The following is a 23326-nucleotide window of genomic DNA, read 5'->3' as shown; positions in this document are numbered from 1 at the left end:
AATGACGAGGGTGGATAATCTCCCACTTTGAGCCTGCGCACAGGCCAAAAACGGGAGATTATCCACCCTCATTCTGTAGTCGTTACTCGGGCCCTTTTGCCGCTGGTCGCGTTGGAACCGCGCGCTACTGAGCGGGCGAGACCACCAGGAGCGCGTCGTGCTCAAAGGGGTGCTGGGCCACGCGCACGGCATCGTCGACGGACATAACCGGCAGGTTGGCCACACGCTTGTTCTCTAGGTCAAACGCCACAGCATTCCAGGCGGTGGTGCCGCCCTCGAGCTTGAGCTTGACGGCCGTGGTCCTCGGCAGATAGACCACCACGCGTTCGCCCACGCGCGCCACACGGATGGCTTCGCGTGCATCGTCGAGCAGCTCCTGCGCGGGTTCAACAGCTACCGCCCCATCCGCGCTCGTGGCACCCAGGCCGCGCAGCACGTGCTCGATCAGGCCAAAGTCCCACACGCCCGCAAACTGCAGGCACTCTTGCCAGCGGAACGGCATGTCAAAGCCCTCGCCAAGGACGCTGCCACGGCTCTGAGAGGTCTGCCAGTTCCACACGCCGTGCGCACCGTAGGTAATGCCGGCACTGGCACCGGCCAGAATGCTCGACCAAACACTCGCGCGACAATCCTGCGCGGTAAAACGCCAGTACACGTTGCGGCTCGCGCCCATTTGCTCGTAGCAGGGCTCGGAATTAACCATCGGCTTTTTGGGATACTGCGCGCGAAAATCCTCGGGCAGCTTCCAAGCTTCCTCCTGACCGCTATAGTTGTGGCCGGGCTGGAACATGTAGAAGTCCAAGCGATCGGCAAACTGCTCGGGCAGGGCGCGGTTGCCACGGTTGATATGCATGGTGTGCAAGGACTCGGGAGCCAGCTTGGTGACCTCGTCGAGTGCATCCCCGTAATAGGCGATAGCCTCGTCGGTCTTAAAGTCGGTGTCGCCTGTCACCACGTAGACGGGGTCGAACTCGCCCAGGTTCTCGACGACGCGGGCAACGTGGGCGCGAACCTCCTCGCGCGGCATGACCTCGGCACCCAGGCGCTCGGCGATCACGGAGCCCCAGGTACCGGGCACGTAGTTGCACCACATGAGCACGAGCGCCGGGCGAATGCCGTGCTCCACGGCTGCCTGGCACATGCGGCGGGCGCGGTCCCAGTACTCCTGGTTGGGTGCACTCCAATCAAAGTGCACGCCGTCCTCGCTCGCATAGGGCCAAATGCCCAGGTCGGGCAGGCAGCGGTCCCACTGCGGAAGGGTATTGATCTGCAGTACGTTCATACCCTGCTCGGCACGGCGGGTGAGGTAGTAGTCCCAATCGTTCTCGGTGATGCTCGTAAAGGCACTCCAGCACGTATCGGCAAACCAAAAGAATGGTTTGCCGTCGCAGAGGAACCCGTCCTCACGGGTATTGACGGTCAGTTTTCCCAAGCTCATACGGCACCTTTCTCTTGGGGAGACTTGCTAGGAGGGAGGTAAAGAAGTCGCCTGCCGCATTATCACAGTAGGGTCTGCGGCTGCAGTTGCTCAGCTCAAATTGAACGCACGCGAAGCACAGGGCCCTTACGTCTCTCCTAAAAAGTCTACAGGAAGGCCCCGCCGGGCTTATGCCAAGCGGGGCCTGTCGTGTAGGGGGTCTTATTTAGACCAAGGCCGGGGCGACTAGGCCTCCATCTCGGCGAGCTCCTCCTTGGAGAAGCCGGTGACAAAGACGACGGCAGCGGCAATAGCAAAGGAGATTGCCATACCGACGATAGCCCAGACGGTGTTCATCTGGCCACCCTGCAGGTAGTTGGTGAAGACCAGGAAGTTGGAGGCACCGCCTGCGAGGTAATAGGTGACGCCCATGAGGCCCGAGAACACAGCGCCGATGGCGCCGCCGATGAACATGCCGAGCATGGTGCGGCGGAAGCGCATGAGGATACCGAAGAGCGCGGGCTCGGTGACGCCGCCGGCGATGGCGGAGATGACGTAGCCCAGGGCAAGACTCTTCTCGTCAGCGTTCTTCATCTTGAGGAAGGCACCGAAGGCGCAGCCCCAGACAGCGGCCATAGCGCAGTTAGTGGAAACGAAGACGAAGGGATCGTAGCCAGCAGCGATGATCTGCACCTGAGCGAGCAGGATAACGGGCATGTGCATACCGCAGACCACGAAGAGCTGCCAGAAGGCGCCGAGGATGGCCATCACGATCAGGATACCGATGCCGCCAAGGTCAGCAAGCCCGAAAAGAATGTTGGCGATGAGGCTGCCGAGCTCGTTGCCGATCGGAGCGAGGACGATAAAAGCGATGGGAATCGTGACGATCATGGTGCAGAACGGCGTGAAGACCGTGGAGAGCACGTCGGGCATGACCTTCTTAAAGAACTTCTCGATGAAGTAGAGGACCGGCACCGAAAGGATGATCGGCAGGACGGACTGCTGATAGTTGGCAGCGGCGATCTGGATGCCGTAGACCGAGATGATTCCGCCGCCCTCCTGGGTGGCGACGCTCACCACGGACGGGGCCATAAGGGCACCGCCGAGAAGCATGCCGAGAACGGGGCTGGCGCCGAGCTTCTTAGCCGCAGCATAACCCAGGTAGATCGGGATAAACGTAAACGTGGCCTCATACAGTGTGGTGTAGAGGAACGTATAAGTCGGGTCCGTGTCCGGAATAACGCCCAGCATGGTGGGGCCAAGGACAGCCGCGATGGTGCGGAACAGACCGCCGGCCATGAGCAGTGGGATCAGCTGGGTCATGGAGCCCGACAGATAGTCGAGGATGATGTTGGGCAGGTTCTTGAGCTCGAACTTCTCCTTGGGAGCATCGAGATTCTCGTCAACGGCGGCACCCTGCTTGACGCCGGAGATGGCGACGAACTCGGTGAGCACCTTGGGCACGTTCTGGCCGATGATGACCTGGAGCTGACTGCCGGCGAACTGGCAACCCAGAACACCCTTGACCTTCTTGATCTTCTCCACGTCGGCCTTGCTGTTGTCCTTGAGCGTCAGACGCAAGCGCGTCATGCAGTTGGTGGCGACGGTAACGTTCTCCGCGCCGCCCACGAGCTCGAGGACATCGGTGGCAATCTGCTTGTTGTCTGCCATGGGACCCCTCCTCAATAATCATGCGGCGTACCTAACGCCGCGACTTGCATGGACCCTTACCGCTATAACCCCTTACGGCGGCCCGGGCTTTAGCGTTGCGGTAAACAATTTGTTTACTGAACGTTTACGGGCTTTAGTTTACACGGAGTGCCTGATTTGTGGCGATTTTGCCGTCTGGAGTCCGGTGAACGGTAGGAAATCGGGGATAAGCGTATTTAGACGGTAGAAGATCGTCTATTTGACCAGATATTGATATATGGCTATTTATGTGGGCTTTTATTTTGATAAACACCTTTGTAACGAGCTAGATCCTCAACAAAAGTCCTGCTAGTTAATAGTAAACGTCTGTTTAGTAGTTCATTGCGTGTTCAGTTTTACCGTTTACCGAGTTCATCTGCTCATTCTACAATTCTGCATTAAACTAAACATGTTTAGTCTGTATTGCCGCTTTTGTTTAGTACTTGCGGCACAAAGGAGTAGCTCATGGAACTCAAATCGTGTACCTACGCAACCGTCACCACGCTGGGCGATTTTGGCCCCTGGATCAGCAAGGTCGTACTCGACCTGCCCTGTACCGTGCGCGCCAACGACGTGAACGAGCACACGTTCAATATCTACTGTGCCCGCCATGAGCGCACGGGCGAGGTCCTGATGCGCAAGGAGCACGGCACCGATCACGCAGCGCCCTCCGTGGGCTACGTGCCGGTCCTCGCCGCCTACCCCTGCGATGAGAACGGTCAGCCCCTACCCAAGGGCACACACGTAGCGCTCGAGACGCCCGAGGTGCGTCTCACCAAAGAGATCGAGGGTGGCGTGCTGGGTTCGCGCTATATAGAGAACCACCTGCGCGTGACGCAGCTTGTGGCCCTCCCGGGCGAAGACGGCGATGACCCCACCGCGGGCCTCGTCTTCGATCGCAGCCGCGGCGACATCTGCCCCGCGCTCAAGGGCTGGCATAACGCCGTGCAGCAGACGCCCGTCGACGGCTTCGCGCTCGAGTACGGCTATTTTGAGCCGAGCTTTGAGCCCGCTGACTCCGCGCTTTTCAACCCGTTTGCGCCCAAGGACACGCCCGCCGTCGAGAAGGCGCCGCTGATCGTGTACCTGCACGGCGCCGGCGAGGGCAAGGGCGCCACACAGGGCGAGGGCGCAACGCGTGCCTACACCGGCAACCGCGTGACAGCGCTCTCGCAAAAGCAGATCCAGCGCTACTTTGGCGGCTTTGCCTGGGTTCTTGTGCCGCAGTCGCCCACGTTTTGGATGGACAACGGCGTCGAGCAGCTCGGTCGCTCCAACCAGAGCATCTACTCCCCCGTGCTCAAGGCGCTCATCGACGAGTTTGTCGCCGAGCATGCCGACCGCATCGACACCGATCGCATCGTGGTCGCCGGCCTTTCCAACGGCGGCTTTATGACCCTGCGCCTGTGCGCCGACTACCCCGATTTCTTCGCCGCGGGCCTTCCCTGCTGCGCGCCGTGGTACAACGCCACGGACGAGGACGTGGCCGCACTCTCCAAGACGCCGCTGTGGTTTACGCACTCCAAGGGCGACGAGCTCGTGTTCCCGCAGCAGACTGTGCTGCCGCTCACGGCGCGCCTGCGTGATGCCGACGCCAACGTGCACCTCACCTACTTTAGCCATGTCGAGGACCTGACCGGCGTGTACCGCGAGGCCGACGGCTCGCCCAAGAAGACGTTCAATCACGGCGTGTGGATCCACCAGTTCAACGACCTGTGTTATCAAGACTTCGACGGGGGCAACGTACTCATCGACGGCGAGCCGGTGGGCTGCTGGGAGTGGTCGGCCAGGGTTTCGAGATAGCCATCCCATCGGGGGTCCTGACCTTTAGTTTTGTAGACGTCCTCGCGCATGGGCCCGTTCATCCTGCTCCTCCGGAGCATCGGATAAACGGGCCCGCGCTGCGGAATGTTTACAAAACTAAAGGTCAGGACCCCCTAAGTTTACGTTGTTCGAAACGCTGGCCGGGCGCTTCCGGTGGGCCGCCGGGTCGGTGGCGATGGGGGCGTGGGTCCCGTCTTGCCTTGCGCGTAACTGGCTGAAAGATTCTTGGTTGGAGCTGTTCTTATGTCTCATGATTTGACTCGGGTGATTGTTACTACCGATATGGAAGTCGATGATATGAACTCTTTGGTTCATTTGGCTCTGTATCTCAATGTGCTCGATGTGCAGGCTGTGGTGTACACGGCTTCGCAGTATCACTTTCTTGGCGACGGCGTCCATACGCTGGGCGAGGTGAATGCGCATTGGCGCACCAAAGGTGTGCGCTCTTATACCTGGGATGTCGTTCCGCATGAGCCCGATCCCGAGGCCGGCTCGCTCATGGAGTACCGTCCCTTCCCCGAGGGCTGGATCGAAAGCCTTTGGAGCAATGAGTATTCGGACGCTTGGCCCACGCTGAACGCCAACGCGCAGGCCGCCGACGAGCCGTCCTTCCCCACGCCAGCGGAAATGATCGAGCGTACCTATGTGGGCAACGTTGCCTTTGAGGGCGACGTTCGCGAGGAGACGCCTGGTTCGCGCGTCATCGCCCGCGCCATTATGGACGACGACCCGCGCACGCTGTGGCTCCTTTCCTGGGGTGGTATGAACACCATCGTTCGTGCGCTCATGTCCATCGTCGAGCAGTGGCAGAGCACGCCCGAGTGGCCCGCCGTGCAGCAGCGGGTCTATCAGAAGGTGCGCGTGCTGGGCGTGGCCGATGGCGTGGGGCAGGACAACTCATGGCTCGACCATGGACGCGAGCTCTTTCCCGACCTCATCTTTTGGCGTGTTCCCTATATGTATGGCGGCTATGTCGACGCCAAGATCGCTCAGCCCGATACACTGCCGCTGTTTAAGGCTCCTTGGCCTGAGCAAAATCTCACGCAGGGCAACGGCCCCCTCATGGCGCGCTATATGCTCTATGGCGATGGCAAGGTTTACGAAAACGAGCCCGAGCGCTTTCAGTTTGGCAAGCATGCCCGTCTGGATTGGGGCCTGGAAGGCATGCCCGCGATGCAGTTTGAGCGCGGCGACTTTATGGCCGAAGGCGACAGTATGACCTATATTCCGCTGCTGCCGTTTGGCCTGCGCGGCATCGACGACCGCGACTTCGACACGCTGCTCGGCCGCATGTTTCTTGATGGACATCCCGATGCAGACGCGAACGCGCCCGCCGGCCTTGCCGACATCAGCACACCCGCAGACGACAATCCCAATCCCTATCTGCGTGCCTATCAGGAGGACTTTGCCGCCCGCGCGCAATGGTGCGCCCACGATCCGGCGGCCTGCTCGCATCCGGCACACGTTGTCGAGGTCACGGCCGACCGCAGCGCCGCAACCGGCGAGCGCGTCGCCCTGGCGGCGACCATCGTCGACCCCGACGGCCGGGGCTTCGACGCACATTGGGATGTCGCCGTGGACCCGTCGAGCTATGCAGGTTCCCAAAATCTGTCGCTGTGGCAGGAATGCACGGTGGACGCCGTTTTCGTCGTACCCGCCGACGCACGACCCGGCGACCGCTTCGTGCTCACCCTCACCATGCAGACGCACGCCGAGCGCCCCTGCACCCGCTACGCCCAGGTCGCCATCACCGTCGCGTAGCAACCGGCGGTCCACATTCGACAAGGAGTGTCCCCAGGTGCCGGCACAAAAGGAACGTCCCCAAGTGCCAAAATGACGAGAGTGGATAATCTCCCACTTTGAGCCCGCAAACAGACCAAAAACGGGCGATTATCCGCTCTCATTTTGCGGACACTCATTTAAGTACGTCCCCAATGAGTACCCCCACAGCAGCGGCAACGCCGATGTTTTGGCAACGACAGCGAAAACCCGCCAGAGCGAGCAAGGTGCCTTGAAACGAGGCGGCATTGACCTTCTGGTCATGCCGCCGAAGTTGAAAGGCAGATTGCCGCTCTGGCGGGTTTGCAGCGTCAAGTGGTTACGCGGGTTGGTAAACCCGCGTAACTAACGAACTCCGTACTGCTCGTAGTAGGCGTCGATGGCGGCCTTGAGCTCGTCGTCGATGACGACCTTGCCGTCGATCTCGTGGTTGTAGAGGGTCTCGACGACCTCGTCCATAGAGACGATGCTCGCGACGGGGAAACCGTACTTGGCCTCGATCTCCTTCTGAGCGGTGGTCACGCCACCCTTGCCGACCTCCATGCGGTTGAGCGAGACGATAAGGCCCTTGATCTCGACATCGGCCGCAGCCATGACCTTGGGATAGGTCTCGTCGATGGACTTGCCGCTGGTAGTAACGTCCTCGACCATCACCACGCGGTCGCCGTCCTGGGGCTCATAACCCAGCAGGTTGCCCTTATCGGCACCGTGGTCCTTGGCCTCCTTGCGGTCGCAGCAGTACTTGACCTCCTTGCCGTACAGCTCGTGGTAGGCAATGGCGGTCACGACGGCCAGCGGAATACCCTTGTAGGCCGGTCCAAACAGCACATCAAAGTCGTCGCCAAAATTATCGTGGATGGCCTGGGCGTAATACTCGCCCAGCTTCTTGAGCTGATAGCCCGTCACGTAAGCGCCGGCGTTCATAAAGAACGGGGATTGACGGCCGCTCTTGAGCGTAAAGCTGCCGAATTTAAGAACGTCGGACTCGACCATAAACTTGATGAACTCTTGCTTGTAAGCCTCCATGCGGGCTCCTCTCGTAATCGCGTACGTGCCTTCCAGTTTAGCGCAGGCGAAGCGTCGATGCGGGCGCGCTTTGAGGCCACGGCATTCTGTAAAGGCTTTGTCAGGGGCAACGGTTTTCCGAACAATGGGGGTTGACATGTCAAACCCCCTCATCAAGAATACGGGCGGATTAAAACGGGTACGAGATACCCAAAGCGCGCTGCGCCCGTCCATAAGGAGGTGTGCCATGGAAGGCAGTCATAGTCGAAAAACCTGCATGCCGCCCTCGGCACGCCGCGAGGACTCCGCACACGCATAAGCACCAATAGCCGATCGTCAAAACCACCACAAAGGTGCCTGTCCCCTTTGTGGTGGCTCGCAAGCATGACGTGAGCGACATCTAGTTTTTTTGAAGCAAATACGACACGTACGCTAACTCCCTTCAACAAGGAGGACCCTATGCTGATGCTCAAAACCGCCACGGTACTCGAAGCTATCTCCAAGCGCCGCCGCACGGCGCGCCCTGCCGCTCACACCGGCCTTGCCAAGAACACCATATTCGCCGCCACCCATAGCGCCGATGACGCCCTCGTGCTGCTCGACGCCACGGCCGACGGGCTCACTGCCGAGCACGCCGCCGAGCGCCTGGACGCCGCCGGCCCCAACACCATCGAGGCGCCGACCAAGACGCTCGCCCGCCGCATCGCCGACGCATTCATCGATCCCTTCGCCGGCATCCTCGCCGCGCTCGCGCTGGTCTCGCTCTACATCGACGTGCTCGCCGTGCCCGAGCCGCAGCGCGATCCCTCCACGGTCATCGTCATCGGCATCATGCTGCTGGTATCGGGCGGCATGAAGTTTATCCAGGAAGCCCGCGGCGGCAATGCGGCCGAGGCCCTCAAGGACCTGGTCTCCAACACCTGCTGCGCCCTGCGCGGCGGCGAGCGCCTCGAGATCCCCTTTGACGAGCTCGTCCCCGGCGATGTGATTCGCCTCTCTGCCGGCGATATGGTGCCGGCCGACGCCCGCATCATCACCGCGCGCGACCTGTTTGTGATCGAGTCCGCGCTCACCGGCGAGAGCGAGGCCGTCGAGAAGACCGCTGCCACAACGATCGTCGAGGGCGCCGACAGCTCCGCACTGCCGCTCTCTGCCTGCAAGAACATCGTCTTTACCGGCACCTCCGTGCAAAACGGCACTGCCATGGCGCTTGTCGTTGCCACCGGCTCGGACACCTACCTGGGCAGCATCGCCAAGATGCTCAACGGGCGCGGCGAGAAGAGCGCGTTTGACCGCGGTGTCTCGAGCGTCTCTATGCTGCTCGTGCGCCTCATGCTCGTTATGGCGCCGGCAGTCTTTGCCATCAACGCCGCTACCAAGGGCAACGTCATCGACGCGCTGCTGTTCGCCACGAGCGTAGCCGTGGGCATCACGCCGCAGATGCTTCCCGTCATCGTGACCACGAGCCTGTCGCAGGGCGCCAAGGACCTCGCCCGTCGTCAGGTCATCGTCAAGGAACTGCCGGCGATCCAAAACCTCGGCGCGATGGACGTCCTGTGCTGCGACAAGACCGGCACCCTCACCGAAGACCGCATCGTGCTCGAGCGCTACCTCAACACCGACGGCAACGAGGACGCACGCGTGCTGCGCCATGCGTTTTTGAACAGCTTCTTCCAGACTGGCCTCAAGAACCTTATCGACCTGGCCGTCATCGACCGCGCCGACGTGACGCCCTCGACCGTCGCGCCCGATTCCATGCTGGGCCAGAGCCTGCGTGACCGCTATGCCAAGGTCGACGAGGTGCCCTTCGATTTCTCGCGCCGTCGCCTGAGCGTAGTTGTAGCCGACGCCCAAGGCAAAACCCAGATGGTTACCAAGGGAGCTGCCGAGGAGATGCTCGAGATCTGCTCCTTTGTCGAGGCCGATGGCATCGCTCAGCCGCTCACCGACGAGAAGCTCGCCCAGATTCGCAAGCAGGTCGCTGGGCTTAACGCCGAGGGCCTGCGCGTGATTGCTGTGGCGCAGAAGACCGATCCGCGCTGCGTGGGCGAGTTTGGCATCGCCGACGAGTGCGACATGGTGCTGATGGGCTTTTTGGCCTTCCTCGATCCGCCCAAAGCAAGTGCCGCGGGCGCCGTCGCCACCCTCGAGGCCAAGGGCGTCGCCGTTAAGGTCCTGACCGGCGACAATGACCGTGTCGCCGCCACCGTCTGCGAGCAGATCGGCATCGACGCGAGCAACGTCTTGCTGGGCTCCGAGATCGATGCGCTCGACGACGCCGAGCTTGCCGAGCGCGCCGAGAACACCCACCTCTTCGCCAAGCTCTCGCCGCTGCAGAAGGCGCGCCTGGTGCGCGTCATGCGCGAGTTGCTCGGCCACACCGTGGGCTTTATGGGCGACGGCATCAACGACGCCGCCGCGATGCGTGCGAGCGACTGCGGCATCTCGGTCGACTCCGCCGTCGATATCGCCAAGGAATCCGCCGATATCATCTTGCTCCAAAAGGACCTGGGCGTGCTCGAGCGCGGCATCATCGAAGGCCGCCGCACCTACGGCAACCTGCTCAAGTACCTCAAGACCACGGTGAGCTCCAACTTTGGCAACGTGCTGTCCGTAACCGCTGCGAGCCTGTTCTTGCCGTTTTTGCCCATGAGCGCTCTGCAGCTGGTGCTGCTGTCGCTGGTCTACGAGATCGTGTGCATCGCACTGCCGTGGGACACCGTCGACAACGCCTGGACTGCCCGCCCGCGCGCTTGGGACGCTGCGTCCATCAAGGGCTTTATGCTCGAGCTGGGCCCCGTGAGCTCGCTGTTTGACATCGTGACCTTCGCCGCGCTCTTCTTTGTGGTGTGCCCCGCCGCCGTGGGCGCAAGCTGGTCCGAGCTTGCCGCCGCGGGCGACGTCGCGGGTATGGCGACCTTTGCGGCGCTCTTCCAGAGTGGCTGGTTTGTCGAGTCCATGTGGTCGCAGACGCTCGTGATCCACATGCTGCGCTCCCCGCGCCTGCCGAGCCCGCGCGACCACGCCGCGCCCGCGCTGTGCGTTCTCACCGTGCTGGGCCTGGCGCTCGTCACTTGGCTGCCGGCAAGCCCCATCGCCGATGCACTGGGGCTCATGCCGCTGCCAACGAGCTTCTTCGCGCTGCTCATCGGCATCGTCGGCTCCTACATCGCGCTCACCCAGCTGGCCAAGCGCCGCTACATCGCCCGCCACGGCGAGCTGCTGTAGCGTTGCCGGCACCATCGTCAAGAATGTCTGGGCCGTCGCGACCCACCCCTGCTGGCTGCAGCGGCCCAAAACAGCTAAAAAAGCCCCGTCCCAAATTAGCTAGTCTTGAGGCGTCCAGGACCAGAAGAAGTTAATGAGGGCCACGCGCGAGGCGGCACCGGTCTTTTTGTTGATTGAGGCGATATGACGGTAGAGCGTAGAGCGCGAAAGGAAGAGCGTTGCAGCGATATCCTGAACGCTCTCGTGCGATGCGACCAAGGCCTCCAAAATATCGCGCTCGCGCTCTGTAAGCTCAAAGGCGGCGACAAAGGCATGGAGACGTTCGTCGAGCGTGAGCTCCGGCACCTCCGCGGAAGCGGGCTCGCTCTGAGCAGACGCGCGATCCGCGCCAAGATCATCGGCAGCAAACGCCAGCTCGCCGGGCACCGCAGCGTCATCTGCCCGATGCCCAAACTGTCCCAGCAGCGAAATCGCAATGCCCACAAACAGTACGAGCACCGCACCCACCGCCAGCAGCACGTTCTGGCTCGAGATAATCGCCACCGCCGGCGCCGTCACGAGCATCGCGCAAATGTTGCTGATGACACGACCCATGCACGGCCACAGATACGACCAGTGCGCATAAACCGAAATGGCAGCAAATTTCGTCGTAAAAAACACCACGAAGAAGCCCGAACCCAGATAGAAAATCGCCATGGCCGCAAGCACATTGCCGCCATTGCCGTCGACGAGCAAGACAAAGAACGAAAGCGTGGACAACATGGCAGTACAAGTCATGGTGATGTTCATATACGAACGACCGTGCAGGTCAAACAAGGCGCCGGCAGCTAGAGCGCTCGCCGCCATCAACAGGCGCGGCCAATCGCCCAAATCGATGGCCCCGGCGGCATGCGAGGTCGTGAGCCCTGCATTGAGGGCGGCAAACACACCGGTAAGGCAGGCGGTTGCGACCGTCAGACGCACCACGGCGCGCCGAAAAGCCGCCGTTGATTCAGAATCGTCTTGCCACTTGGCGCCAAATTCCGACGCATCCACCGAAAGCTCGGCGATATCGGACTCGCGCCCAACCTCAGGCTCACCGTGTAGCTTGGCGCGACGGACGTTGTGGAGCAGTACCACCTGCGCAACCGCACAGGCAACAAGAACAAACTGCTGCGGAATCCCCGCAGGCATCACCATATGGTTGAGCACCTGCAGCAAAACGCCCAAAGCATACGAAAGTGCCAACACGCGCCAAATACGGCGTCCGTGCAAAGCGTCGCGCAAAGTTGGCATGGGCGGTCGATCCGCAGTAGCCCAGTGTGCAGAACGTCAGCAACCCGCCGGCAATGAGCATCTCAAATTGAGCCGCCATCATCAACAGCAGCAACGCCGATGCCAGCAACACGCCCGCGATGTCGCTTGTCGTATCGATCGCACGGGGACGGCGGTAGTACAGAAGGGGAAGCACAAGAAAGCCGATTGCGCTCGCGCCGACGATGAAGCTCTCGTAGACAACGACCTCGCTCGGCGGCACAAACTCGGCAACGCGCACGTCAAAAAGATACTCGCCAGCCAAATACGTAAAATAGAACAGCGCTAGGCATATAATCTCCCGAATGCCCCGACGTAAGTATGCGGCTGTGTCTCCCATGCCTCTCATGAATCCCCCCCCCGCCGCTCAACTGTTTGGATTTCAATTTTAATAAAGAATCAGTCCCGATAACGAAGCCAAGCTCGAAATGCCGCGAATTTGACCCCAGTAGTCCACGGCGTGCAGCGTTTTTGAGCCGTCTGTCCCAGAAGGAGCACGACGTGGACTGCTTGCTCGGCAAAGAGTGTCCCCGGCGACCAGTCGTTTAAGAACGTCCCCAATGACTACCCTAGAGCTCTCAACCCTTCATCTATGGCATTTCTTTTAGCAGGCCCGCCATATATAGGGGCAAATACAATATCGCCTTTCCATCCACCACGTTGTCCCGGTGAAGCACGACCGCCCGAGCCAATCCATAGTTTTCAACGCTCATCAGGCGATCGAGGGCAACGTGCTTTGTGCTGTACCTACCCGATTTGACCTCGATAGGCAAAACGACGGGGCTCCGCTTATCCTCGATAATAAAATCGACTTCTCCAACCTTGGCCGCGTTAAAGTAGAACAACGAAGAGTAGCCGCATGCGCGCAGCTCCTGGGCGACCGCATTCTCAAAAGCCTGCCCAAAGTTGATCGATTCCCGCTGCGCAACAATGGCCTCGACATCAGCGGGAGAAAAAGTAGAGAACAGCAGCCCCACATCGCTCAGGTAGAACTTGAAAAAACTGTCTTCCCGCGAGAGACCCAAGGGGAACATGGGCTCGCTCACCCTCTTAACCGGGATCGCAACGCCCGCATTAACAAGCCAGTCAAAATCAGGCTGCAAATCCAAAAATCGTTTCCGCTTGTCTATCCCGGTAACGAGAAAGCGCTTGTTCTCTTTATTGAGCTGCGCGGGCATGGCATCGTAGATCGTCCTGATCCGTTGAGCATGCGCGGGGGCTTCGGCGTACCGTGCGATATCTGCGCGATATGCTTCGAGAATGCCCTGCTGACGAGCGCGCATCGCCTGTGTATCATGAGTTGAGACGAACAGCTGAACGGCCTCAGGCATGCCACCCACAAGGACATACCGATAATACGTCTCGATCAACCGTTCATGAATAAACGGAGGCACTTGTTCCCGTTTGCGATAACAGGCACGAACGACATCCCATAATGATTCGTCGACTCCCAGAGCCCAGGAGAATTCCTCGAAATCCATGGGAAACATCTCGAGGATATCGATAGTACCTACCGGCAACGACCGAAAATGGAACGCCTCAATCCCGAGCATGGAGCCGGAGTAAATGACATCGAAACGATCGTCTTGCGCAAGATAACGCATCCAGGTGATGGCGTCTCCGCAACGCTGCACCTCATCAAAAAACAGAAGCGTCTTTGTATCCGAAGCGATGGGCGATGAAGCCAGTGCGGTGATTCTCACAATGAGGTCATCGAGGCTCCTTGCCTCCCCTATGAGCTCGACCGCGTCGGGTCTCTCCACGAAGTCGATTTTCAGGAAGCTTCTATAGTTGTCACGGGCGAACTGCTCGACAGCGCTTGTTTTGCCAACTTGTCGAGCACCGGTAATAAGCAGTCCCTGCCCGGTTTTAGTCTGTTTCCAGCTTTCAATTTTCTCGATTATTTTACGCTTGAGCATAACTTGCCTCCCTTTTCCTATTTTAACTGGGATAACTGCAAAATTCCAATTGAGTATTTATATATTTCAACATAATCTCAATTGGAATTGACCTCTATTGAACATTTTTAGAAAGCGTTGATCGAATTTCCGACAGCGGGTGGGGCCATAACCAACCTGTCTCTCGAGAAGAGCCCCCCCACAAGGAGTGTCCCCAGGTGCCGGCAGAAAGGAACGTCCCCAAGTGCCACCCTTTGGCAAAGAGTGTCCCCGGCGACTAGTCGTTTAAGAACGTCCCCGATGACTGCCCAAAATGGGCCATGTGTCCCAGTTGTGGAGACTTCTTGAGCCGCTTGGGTATCGTGAAAGGCCGCGCACTCACCCATCATCAAAAGTGACACACGCTACCAGTTGATGGGAGGCAGCCATGGGCTTCTTTGACAAGATGTTCGAGAAGAAAGAGTGCGCGATTTGCGGTACCGAGCTGGGTCTTTTGGGAAAGACCAAGATCAACGAAGGCTGCCTGTGCAAAGAGTGCGCCGGCAAGCTCTCCCCCTTCTTTAGCGGCTGGCGCTCTAGCACCGCAGACGACATCCGCGAGCAGCTCGCCTACCGCGAGGCCAACGCCGAACGCCTGGCGTCGTTCAACCCCACGCGCACGCTTTCTGCCGGACGCACCAACATCATGCTCGACGAGGACGCGGGCCAGCTGATCATTACCTCGCAGAGCCGCTGGCGCGACGCCAACCCCGACATCATCGAGTTTTCGCAGGTACTCGGCTGCGACATGGACATCGACGAGCATCGGACCGAGGTCTATCGCGAGACCAAGGACGGCGAGCGCAAGAGCTATGATCCGCCGCGCTACGACTTGGATTACGACTTTAACCTGACCATCCACGTCAACACGCCGTACTTTACCGAGATCGGCCTGCGCGTGAACGACTCCACCATCGAGCAGCGCGGATCCGTTGAGTACCGCGAGGCCAAGCGCCAGGCAACCGAAGTCCGCGACGCGCTGGTGCAGCTGCGCCAGGAGACGCGCGATAGCGTCGCGGCCGCCAAGGCTCCCAAGACTGCAGTCACCTGTCCCTTCTGTGGTGCAACCACGATTCCCGATGCCAGTGGGCGCTGCGAATACTGCGGCGGCGCCATCGGCGCATAGTCCCCGGCGCAGAAAGGACCGATCATGGCCTTCGAGAGCGTCAACTATCAGTGCCCTGCGTGTGGCGGCCCCCTTCACTTTGCCAGCGCCGAGCAAAAGCTCGTCTGCGACTACTGCGATTCGCGCTTTGAAGTCGAAGAGGTCGAGGCTCTCTATCGCGAGCGCCAGGGCAAGGCGGATGCCAAAGCCGACGCCGCGGCCACGGCGTCCAAGCCCGCTGTCGACGACGCGGTACAGGAGCTTGCCCAAAACGCCGGCTATATCTGCTCGTCGTGCGGCGCCGAGCTGGTCTCGGACGGCACGGTCGCCGTTACCACCTGCCCATACTGCGGCAACCCCGCCGTGGCACCCGGTCAGCTCTCGGGCGACTTCTCGCCCGACCTGGTGATCCCGTTTAAGCTCGGGCGCGATGACGTTATGGCCGCACTCAAAGAGCACTACAAGGGCAAGATCTTGCTGCCCAAGAACTTTGTCACCGGCAACCACATCGACGAGGTCCAAGGTGTCTACGTGCCGTTTTGGCTCTACGGCGCCCGCGTTGACGGCGAAGTGTACTTTGACGCGACCAACGAGACCGTGACCGAGGAATCCGACCGCACCGTCACGACCACCGACCACTACGATGCCTATCGCAAGGGCAATATCTCGTTTAAGCGCGTGCCCGTCGACGGATCGTCCAAGATGCCCGACGGCCATATGGACGCCATCGAGCCGTTTGATTACGAGGCTCTGCGCCCGTTCTCGGTCGCCTATATGCCCGGCTACATCGCCAACCGTTACGATGAGGATTGCGAGACGTGCAAGGCGCGCGCCGAGCGCCGCATGGAGGAGAGCACGATCTCGGCCCTGCGCGAGACCGTCGTCGACGAATACGACGATGCCACGGTCGAAAGCAAGCAGCTCGACTACACCTGGGAAGACAGCGACTACGCCCTGTTCCCCGTCTGGATGCTTTCCACCTCATGGAACGGCAAGAGCTACCTGTTTGCCATGAACGGCCAGACCGGCCGCATGGTCGGCGAGCTCCCCTGCTCCAAGCCCAAGCTCGCTATTGCCTCGGTGCTGTTCTTTGTGATCGGATTTATCCTCTCCCAGATTCTCTTTATGGGGGAATACGCCTTCGATCCAGATTACCTCACCTTCGATGTCGAGGGCATTCTCATCAACATCATCGCGCCGCTGATCATCGTGATTATCGGAGACGTGCTACTGGTAGGCCAGCTCAAGACGGCCAACGAGGCCACCCACGCCGACGAGTACTGCGGCGAGCTCGACCTGACCGAGAAGCACGACACCTTCAGCCACACCGAGACCACCGTTGTCATGAAAGACGACAAGGACGACTAAGCAATCCGACCAATACCACCCGGCCTTTGACGAGAAAGGAAGATCACCATGGGACTCTTGAAAGCTGGATTGGGAGCTGCCGGCGGCGTCATGGCCGACCAGTGGAAGGAATATATCTACTGCGAATCGATGCCTGCTGACGTCTTGGCCTGCAAGGGCAGCAAACGTACCGGTGGCCGCAGCTCCAACACGCGCGGCGAGGACAACGTCATCTCCAACGGCTCGGTCATCGCCGTCAACGACGGCCAGGGCATGCTCGTGGTGCAAAACGGCAAGATCATCGAAGTCGCGCTGGAGCCCGGTGAGTTCGTCTTCGATACCGGCAGCGAGCCGAGCGTCTTTAGCGGCAACCTGGGCGATTCCATCAAGGAGACCTTCGCCAATATCGGCAGCCGCTTTACCTTTGGCGGCGACGCGGGCAAGGACCAGCGCGTCTACTTCATCAACACCAAGGAGATCATCGGCAACAAGTACGGCACCGCCTCGCCCGTACCCTTCCGCGTGGTCGATAACAACATTGGCCTGGACGTCGACATCTCCGTGCGCTGCAACGGCGAGTATTCGTACCGCATCACCAACCCGCTGCTGTTCTACACCAACGTATGCGGCAACGTGACCGATAGTTACACGCGCGACAAGATCGACAGCCAGCTTAAGTCCGAGCTGCTCACCGCCTTGCAGCCCGCCTTTGCCAAGATCTCGGAGATGGGAATCCGCTACAGCGCCATCCCCGGCCACACCACCGAGCTCGCCCGCGCGCTCAACGAGGTTCTCTCTGCCGACTGGCGTGACCTGCGCGGCGTCGAGATCGTGAGCTTTGGCGTTAACTCCATCGCCGCCTCGCAAGAAGACGAGCAGATGATCAAGGATCTGCAGAAGGCAGCGGTCATGCGCGACCCCACCATGGCGGCCGCCAACATCGCCAGCGCCCAGAGCGACGCGATGCGTGCCGCGGCGGCCAACCCCAACGGCGCGATGGCAGGCTTTATGGGCATGGGCATGGCAGGTGGCATGGGCGGCATGAACGCCAGCCAGCTGTTCGCCGCCGGCCAGGCGCAGCAGCAGACCGCCCCGCAGCCGGCTCCGGCACCCGCTCCCGCACCGGCTCCCGCCGCACCTGCGGCCGGCACGTGGACCTGCAGCTGCGGCGCCACCAACACCGGCAAGTTCTGCTCCGAGTGCGGCAGTCCCGCACCCGCCCCGGCGCCGGCCAAGTGGTTCTGCCCCAACTGCGGTAGCGAAAACGGCGGCAAGTTCTGCAGCAACTGCGGAACGCCTAGGCCCTAACCCCTTTATCTGGTAATTGGCGGGGGATCCGCCACCCCCGCATTTGCTTCTATGGGTTTTCACACAAGAAGGAGGACACCATGAAGACAACGTTCAAAAAGTCCGCACTCGCATTTCTGACATGCGTCTTGGCGCTCGCCTTTGCCCTCACGGGCTGCAGCGGCGGCAAAGACCCCAAGGCCAACTTTGTCGGTAGCTGGAAGCTCTCGGGTGGAACCACGGAGGGCGAAGAGCTGACCGATGAGTATATGGATATGTTCGAGGAATGGGGCATCAGCTGCATCTTGGTCCTGGACGAAGACGGCACGGGCAGCCTCGATTTGTTCTCCGAAGTTTCCGACCTAAAGTGGGAGGCCAAGGACGCTACCACCGCGAGTATCACCGTCGACAAGGAGACGACCGACGTGAAGCTCGAGGACGGCAAGCTTGTCCTTGAGGACGGCGAGGACAAGCTCATCTTTAGCAAGTCCGATAAGGACCTGTCCGGTACCGTGAAGAAGGATCGCGATGCCGCCGAGAAGGAAGAGGAAGTCGAGGAGGCCGTCGAAGACGGCGATGTCCAGAGCGTCGAAATCTCCCCCGCCGTCACTGTCGCCGATGACGACCTGTGCACCATCACCATCACCGAGAAGTTCCAGGACGACTGGGGCGACATCGGCTTTGTCGTCAACATCGTCAACAAGAGCGACAAGGACCTGACCTTCTACGCCCCCACCGGCAAGACAAACGTCAACGGCACCATGAAGGAAGCCTGGTTCTCGGCCCACCTGATGCCCGGCACCAACGCCACCGAAGAGTTCACCTTCTCGAACGGCACGCTTGACAGCTTCGACAGCCTAGTCAACACGACCATCGGCATCGACGCCTACCTGACCGATTCCTACGAGGACGTCGCTTCCTACAGCGCAACCATCGCGTAGCGACAGACATCGACAGCCGCGGATTGGCGGACAAACCCGCGCGCGTACCAGACGGGGCCGCAGGAAATGATCCTGCGGCCCCGTCGCTTTGCGCCAGCAACGCTCTGCCCACGCAAACAGGCCGCCCGCCGCTTCCAGGTGCGATGCGGCGGGCGGCCTGCTTTTTAGCGTCGAAGCGCGGTCGAGAGCATCGATTACGGACGCTCCATATTGGGGACGATGCTGCCCTCGGTCACCGCATGCACGGCCAGGCGCATGATATTGTCGTAGCCGGTCTTGCTCAGAATCTCCGAGATGCGGCGCTTGACGGTGCCCTCACTCATAAACAGCTCGGCCGCGATCTCGCGACGGCTCTTGCCCTCGCAGGCAAGGCGCAAAATCGACAGCTCAATATCATCGAGGGCCGCCGTGCCCGAGAAAATGCTCTCGGGCGGTTTGGGAAACGTGCAGTAGCCCGCCAGCGTGGAGCGCATCACGCCAAACAGCTCGTCGATACCGACATTCTTGTACACAAAGCTATCGACGCCCGCCTCGCGCGCCTGATCGACAAAGGTGATCTCGGGCATACCCGTCATAATGATGACACGGCACTCGGGCAGTTCTTCTTTAATACGCGCTGCCGCCACGATGCCATTGGAATCGTGCTCGGTGCACACGTCCATCAGTATCATGTCCGGGCGCTCCTTGAGCACGACATCGAGGGCTTCGGAAGCATCGGCTATCGCGGCGACAACGGTCATATCGGACTGGTCGCCAACGGAGCGTGCGAGACTCTCGCGCAAGATGGCCTGGTCTTCGACGATGAGCACGCGGATCATGAGCTTCTCCTTTGGACCGTGGCGTTGGAGTGCAGCGGAATGGATACCGCAAGCGTAAAGGGCGGGGCGGAGCGGACTTCCAAGCTGCCGCCCAGATCTTGCGCGACACGCCTCATACTTGGGATACCCGTTCCTTCGCGATACGATACGGGGGCTGGGGACCCGTCGTTAGAAATAGTCATGTGCGAGACGGCACCAGCATCCGTCCCCTCCTGCCACAGGCGCACGTGGACCTGATGTGCCTGCGCATGCTTGGTAGCATTGGTCGAGGCTTCGCGGATAATCTGCAAGAATGCTGCGGCGACACGTGCATCCTGGGGCAGTGCACCCTCGACATCGATCTGCACGCTCACCAGGCCGAAGGCGTGGACGATATCGCCCAGCTGCTCCGAAGGCTCGCCGGCACCGCCACGGCGCAGATCGGCGGCGATTGAGCGCAGCAACGGGTCAATCTGCTCGAGCGACTCGTCGTCCAAACGCCCCTCCTCCAGATAGCGATGGAGGATAGACAGGCGCTGGCCGATCACATCGTGAACGCGGGCACGCATGCGCAGATAAGCCGCGTTGTCGGCAACTTTTTTGACTTCTTCGATCTGAGCCTGGAGCTCTTTGCCCGCAAGCTCAAGCAGGTGGTTGGCCTGCGCCAGGCGGTCATGCGCATGCGCATACTCTGTCACATCCAGACCGATTATGCGCTCGAACGAACGGCCCGAGACCATAACGTCATCGCACACAAACAGGCGAATCTCGGCGGGAGAAACCTCGACCACAACGCGCGCCTCACCAAAGCGGTCTAAATTGATGCGCACGCGGCTCTGGCTGCTTTCGGGCATTTGCATACTGAGTTTGCGCAGGTCGTTCCATGTACCGCTCATATCGCCTAGGTCGGTGGGCATATGAAGCTCCACCAGGTTTTTGCGCATGCAGCGGTTCATGAGCAGCGGATGGCCCCTCGGGTCTAGATACAGAATGCCCACGGGAATCACGTTGATGGTTTCAATCGTCGAGAACGCGGTGATGTCCTCCTGGCGGTTACGGACGTCCATCAAAAGCGCTGCGATGGAGCGGAACAGGAAGAACGCTCCCTCTGCGATAAGGACAACGGCCCACGCCGAGCCCATGGCAAAAACCACCGGCGGTGTAACGGCGACAACAAGCAGCAGCTCGGCCAGCATGACAGGGCGACGATAGTGCACCATAAGGACCACGCCATAGGCAAAGATCGCGGCATTGAGCCACAGCACTCCGCCCATTGCCCTGGCGCAAACGTCAAGCGGCGCCACCAGATACGAGCCAGACGACGCGAATAAGATGAGCGCCGAAATCATCAGGTGAAGCACAAGGCTCGCCTCGTAGGCGCAAATCACCTTGCGGTTATAGGACGAGCGCCGCGACGCGATGAGCGGGACGTGGATCGTCTGCAGACACGCAGCCAGGGCAAAGACAACGTCGAGCGCAACAATCTGAGGAAGGATAAGCGGAATCTGCATGGTCACTCACCCGTCCGCGGCATCAAGACGATCATGCGCAGCTGGCCGGGCTCGCCCTCAAGGCGGTATGCCACGTTGCGCCCTTGCAGAGCGCTTTCGAGCTCTTGTGCAGCGGGCGTCTGCGAAAGATCTTCATCATCGTTGGAAAAAAGCGTGGCGCGCAGCTCGACACTGCACCGGTCATGGTCGCCCAAGTGATACATAAGCGCCGGATGGTCGGTGGTGTAGGCAAAAAACGCAAAGTCATACACGCAGTCGTACAGGGCGCTTACCGTACTGGCGTGCAGTGGGCGGCGTATGGCGACAATCGAGGCGCAGTCGACATCGATGGTGCGCAGATCGCTTGCGAGCTCGTTGGCAATCAGCTGAATACGGTCGCGGTCAAAGCCGCTCTCCTCGTGTTGCGCCAACGTGAGCGACCCTTTGCGCTTGCAATAGGCAACGAGCATTTTGGCGCACTGCAGCATGCGGTAACGCTCATGCGAGGATGCCTCGTCGGTAAGCGGAGGCAGCGAGCTCAGCAGGCTGTACATCTCATCGAGCGCGCGGGCAAGCGCCCGGTCCACATCTTGAACCAGCAGCGCCTCGGCCTCCTGGTCTGCCAAATGCGCCTTAAGGTCATAGTCGGCCGCGAGCAGTTCGTTTTGACGTTGCAGTTCCATACGCCGATACGCCAGCTCGCGATTGAGCTCGTTGAGTTCCGAGACCTCCTGGGCAAGGAGAGCCGACCCGCCCAGCAGCGGAAAAGCTCGATACATCACATCGGGGGCAGACGCCACGGTAAAGGCGTGGGCACGCCCGTACTCCTGCGCACGAAGCTCTTCGCGCACATCTGGCGTGATTGGTCCCGACATCGGCGTGGCATATGCCACCTGCAAGTCGCGCGTCAGAACCTTGAGATCGAGCGGCAGGGTATCGAAGATGCCGGCGATATCGTGATACGACGGGATAACGCCACAATCGAGGCAAATCTCGAATGTTACCACGCACAGCACGCAATAGACCAGCGAAAAGTTGAGTTTCCACGCCCAGGGCACACGCAGGGCATACGAAGCGGCAAAGAACGCGCCGCCCAGCAACACGAGTGCTGCCGTGCCTGAAAAGCGCTGGATTCTATAAGACGAGGACCGTCCCACCAGGACAAAAAAGGCAACGACGTTAAAAGCCGTCCACGCCAGAAAGAGAAAGTAACCCCAGCCATACGTGTAGTCGTTGCTCCAGGTTTCGCTTGCGCGGTCAAAGTGGAATATCTGCCGGTGCGCATCGTTGGTGAGCACAAACGCGATAAGCAGGGCGGCCGCAATCCACAAGGCCGTGCGGTAGCGGCGGCCCGCGCGATGTTGCTCCACGCCCACGAGGCGCATGCCGCATAGCTGAAAGAGCAGCGGGATGAGCGTCATGGGCACGTAGTACAGGTACCAAAGCAGCGTGGCGTAAGTTGGCGTGAATGAGTTGTACTTAAAGATGACCTCGATCATCCACAGGGGGCAGATGGCAGCGATAGCAACAAGGCGGCGGCGCAACATATAGTCCAGGCAGCGCAGGTAAGCGAGAACGCCCCAGATTGAAAACGTGACTGCGGCGACAAGTAGCGGAAAGGAGCTCGTATGGGCAAGCTCGTCCGCGACCTCTTTGGACACCTCACCATAGACGGGCACGGTGTTGGAAAGCTTGGGGTCCGAGGCGAACAGCGCCGGCAAGACCGCTAAAAGCATAAGGAACAACGCGGTGATGGCGCCGGCGATAGCAAAGACGCGGCGGCGGTATACACGATGCGATATGCCAACAAGGAATCGCGGCATGGCAAAGAGCTTGCCGCCCCTGGGATCCGCCGCGGGTGCGGATCGGGCGGCCGCGTGACCGATATGTCGCTCGCGGGTACCCATAGTGCTTTTAGTGTACCGACAGATGGGCTAAAAAAGCGGGCCGCATGTCCCAAAATCCGCAGACGGCAGGGCGCGCAAGGAGTGTCCCTGACGACTAGTCGTTTAAGAACGTCCCCAATGACTACCTCTCAGGAGTGTCCCCAGGTGCCGACAGAAAAGGAACGTCCCCAAGTGCCAACTCAAACAGTACATGTTTAATCTGTTTCGTTAATTGAAATGCGTAAATATGGTTAACCAAAAAATTGATATTTGGTTAATTGGTAACTGTAAATTCGGTTAA

General features: G+C 60.1%; 15 protein-coding genes. 7 read left to right on the top strand and 8 right to left on the bottom strand.

From position 1 onward, the window contains the following. Window positions 1-124: 124 nt before the first annotated feature. A complete protein-coding gene (locus tag DWX25_RS06435; RefSeq protein ID WP_117735662.1) occupies window positions 125-1438 on the bottom strand; it encodes a DUF4038 domain-containing protein in 1314 nt (437 codons plus the stop codon). 225 nt (window positions 1439-1663) lie between these two features. Continuing rightward, window positions 1664-3088 (bottom strand): PTS transporter subunit EIIC, encoded by a 1425-nt coding sequence (locus DWX25_RS06430; protein ID WP_117798890.1) that lies wholly within the window; start codon window positions 3086-3088, stop codon window positions 1664-1666. A gap of 483 nt (window positions 3089-3571) precedes the next feature. On the opposite strand from DWX25_RS06430, the gene DWX25_RS06425 reads away from it, so the two are divergent. Together DWX25_RS06425 and DWX25_RS06420 are read left to right on the top strand one after the other, a co-directional pair. Next, window positions 3572-4909: a prolyl oligopeptidase family serine peptidase gene (locus DWX25_RS06425; RefSeq protein ID WP_117793919.1), complete on the top strand. Its 1338-nt coding sequence runs from the start codon at window positions 3572-3574 to the stop codon at window positions 4907-4909. Between the two features lie 264 nt (window positions 4910-5173). Then, window positions 5174-6691: a nucleoside hydrolase-like domain-containing protein gene (locus tag DWX25_RS06420; RefSeq protein ID WP_117735659.1), complete on the top strand. Its 1518-nt coding sequence runs from the start codon at window positions 5174-5176 to the stop codon at window positions 6689-6691. A gap of 363 nt (window positions 6692-7054) precedes the next feature. On the opposite strand, the gene pyrE is transcribed toward DWX25_RS06420, so the two are convergent. Continuing rightward, window positions 7055-7735 (bottom strand): orotate phosphoribosyltransferase, encoded by a 681-nt coding sequence (gene pyrE / locus DWX25_RS06415; protein ID WP_117735658.1) that lies wholly within the window; start codon window positions 7733-7735, stop codon window positions 7055-7057. Between the two features lie 438 nt (window positions 7736-8173). Between pyrE and mgtA the strand changes: the two genes are divergently transcribed. Continuing rightward, window positions 8174-10942 carry a magnesium-translocating P-type ATPase gene (mgtA, locus tag DWX25_RS06410; RefSeq protein ID WP_117798889.1) on the top strand — a complete coding sequence of 923 codons (2769 nt, stop codon included), beginning with the start codon at window positions 8174-8176 and terminating at the stop codon, window positions 10940-10942. Between the two features lie 99 nt (window positions 10943-11041). On the opposite strand, the gene DWX25_RS06405 is transcribed toward mgtA, so the two are convergent. Both DWX25_RS06405 and DWX25_RS06400 read right to left on the bottom strand, forming a co-directional pair. Beyond that, window positions 11042-12217 carry a helix-turn-helix domain-containing protein gene (locus tag DWX25_RS06405; protein WP_117798888.1) on the bottom strand — a complete coding sequence of 392 codons (1176 nt, stop codon included), beginning with the start codon at window positions 12215-12217 and terminating at the stop codon, window positions 11042-11044. Between the two features lie 608 nt (window positions 12218-12825). Then, window positions 12826-14154 carry an ATP-binding protein gene (locus tag DWX25_RS06400; RefSeq protein WP_117735655.1) on the bottom strand — a complete coding sequence of 443 codons (1329 nt, stop codon included), beginning with the start codon at window positions 14152-14154 and terminating at the stop codon, window positions 12826-12828. Between the two features lie 406 nt (window positions 14155-14560). Here DWX25_RS06400 and DWX25_RS06395 point away from each other — a divergent pair, with 406 nt between their 5' ends. The 4 genes from DWX25_RS06395 to DWX25_RS06380 all read left to right on the top strand — a co-directional run bounded on the left by DWX25_RS06395 (window position 14561) and on the right by DWX25_RS06380 (window position 18852). After that, on the top strand, window positions 14561-15298 hold the full coding sequence (locus tag DWX25_RS06395) for a DUF4428 domain-containing protein (protein ID WP_117798886.1): 738 nt from the start codon (window positions 14561-14563) through the stop codon (window positions 15296-15298). A 24-nt stretch (window positions 15299-15322) separates the two neighbouring features. Next, window positions 15323-16645 (top strand): hypothetical protein, encoded by a 1323-nt coding sequence (locus DWX25_RS06390; RefSeq protein ID WP_117798885.1) that lies wholly within the window; start codon window positions 15323-15325, stop codon window positions 16643-16645. Window positions 16646-16693: 48 nt separating this feature from the next. Then, window positions 16694-17932, top strand: a complete 1239-nt coding sequence (locus tag DWX25_RS06385; protein WP_117798884.1) for an SPFH domain-containing protein — start codon at window positions 16694-16696, stop codon at window positions 17930-17932. Window positions 17933-18012: 80 nt separating this feature from the next. Next, complete coding sequence (locus tag DWX25_RS06380; RefSeq protein WP_117798883.1) at window positions 18013-18852, top strand: hypothetical protein; 840 nt, start codon at window positions 18013-18015, stop codon at window positions 18850-18852. 194 nt (window positions 18853-19046) lie between these two features. Here the strand turns inward: DWX25_RS06380 and DWX25_RS06375 are convergent, their stop codons facing one another. Genes DWX25_RS06375 through DWX25_RS06365 form a run of 3 tightly spaced genes read right to left on the bottom strand, consistent with a single transcriptional unit; the run spans window position 19047 to window position 22962 of the window. Next, window positions 19047-19670, bottom strand: a complete 624-nt coding sequence (locus DWX25_RS06375; RefSeq protein WP_117798882.1) for a response regulator transcription factor — start codon at window positions 19668-19670, stop codon at window positions 19047-19049. Continuing rightward, the gene (locus tag DWX25_RS06370; protein ID WP_117735649.1) at window positions 19667-21160 is read right to left on the bottom strand and encodes a sensor histidine kinase; all 1494 of its coding nucleotides are present in this window, start codon (window positions 21158-21160) and stop codon (window positions 19667-19669) included. The genes DWX25_RS06375 and DWX25_RS06370 overlap by 4 nt, the downstream gene beginning before the upstream one ends. 2 nt (window positions 21161-21162) lie before the next feature. Next, window positions 21163-22962: a histidine kinase N-terminal 7TM domain-containing protein gene (locus DWX25_RS06365; RefSeq protein WP_158557563.1), complete on the bottom strand. Its 1800-nt coding sequence runs from the start codon at window positions 22960-22962 to the stop codon at window positions 21163-21165. Between the last annotated feature and the right edge of the window lie 364 nt (window positions 22963-23326).

This window comes from Collinsella sp. AF18-8LB (assembly GCF_003459795.1).
Taxonomy (GTDB): domain Bacteria; phylum Actinomycetota; class Coriobacteriia; order Coriobacteriales; family Coriobacteriaceae; genus Collinsella.
Note: the sequence above shows the minus strand (reverse complement) of the source record. Positions and strands in the feature narration are given on the sequence as shown.

What these genes read in the sequence shown, in the direction of transcription:
- DWX25_RS06435 (WP_117735662.1), bottom strand. Translation starts at nt 1,438, where the DNA reads ATGAGCTTGGGAAAACTGACCGTCAATACCCGTGAGGACGGGTTCCTC.
- DWX25_RS06430 (WP_117798890.1), bottom strand. Translation starts at nt 3,088, where the DNA reads ATGGCAGACAACAAGCAGATTGCCACCGATGTCCTCGAGCTCGTGGGC.
- DWX25_RS06425 (WP_117793919.1), top strand. Translation starts at nt 3,572, where the DNA reads ATGGAACTCAAATCGTGTACCTACGCAACCGTCACCACGCTGGGCGAT.
- DWX25_RS06420 (WP_117735659.1), top strand. Translation starts at nt 5,174, where the DNA reads ATGTCTCATGATTTGACTCGGGTGATTGTTACTACCGATATGGAAGTC.
- pyrE (WP_117735658.1), bottom strand. Translation starts at nt 7,735, where the DNA reads ATGGAGGCTTACAAGCAAGAGTTCATCAAGTTTATGGTCGAGTCCGAC.
- mgtA (WP_117798889.1), top strand. Translation starts at nt 8,174, where the DNA reads ATGCTGATGCTCAAAACCGCCACGGTACTCGAAGCTATCTCCAAGCGC.
- DWX25_RS06405 (WP_117798888.1), bottom strand. Translation starts at nt 12,217, where the DNA reads ATGCCAACTTTGCGCGACGCTTTGCACGGACGCCGTATTTGGCGCGTG.
- DWX25_RS06400 (WP_117735655.1), bottom strand. Translation starts at nt 14,154, where the DNA reads ATGCTCAAGCGTAAAATAATCGAGAAAATTGAAAGCTGGAAACAGACT.
- DWX25_RS06395 (WP_117798886.1), top strand. Translation starts at nt 14,561, where the DNA reads ATGGGCTTCTTTGACAAGATGTTCGAGAAGAAAGAGTGCGCGATTTGC.
- DWX25_RS06390 (WP_117798885.1), top strand. Translation starts at nt 15,323, where the DNA reads ATGGCCTTCGAGAGCGTCAACTATCAGTGCCCTGCGTGTGGCGGCCCC.
- DWX25_RS06385 (WP_117798884.1), top strand. Translation starts at nt 16,694, where the DNA reads ATGGGACTCTTGAAAGCTGGATTGGGAGCTGCCGGCGGCGTCATGGCC.
- DWX25_RS06380 (WP_117798883.1), top strand. Translation starts at nt 18,013, where the DNA reads ATGAAGACAACGTTCAAAAAGTCCGCACTCGCATTTCTGACATGCGTC.
- DWX25_RS06375 (WP_117798882.1), bottom strand. Translation starts at nt 19,670, where the DNA reads ATGATCCGCGTGCTCATCGTCGAAGACCAGGCCATCTTGCGCGAGAGT.
- DWX25_RS06370 (WP_117735649.1), bottom strand. Translation starts at nt 21,160, where the DNA reads ATGCAGATTCCGCTTATCCTTCCTCAGATTGTTGCGCTCGACGTTGTC.
- DWX25_RS06365 (WP_158557563.1), bottom strand. Translation starts at nt 22,962, where the DNA reads ATGCCGCGATTCCTTGTTGGCATATCGCATCGTGTATACCGCCGCCGC.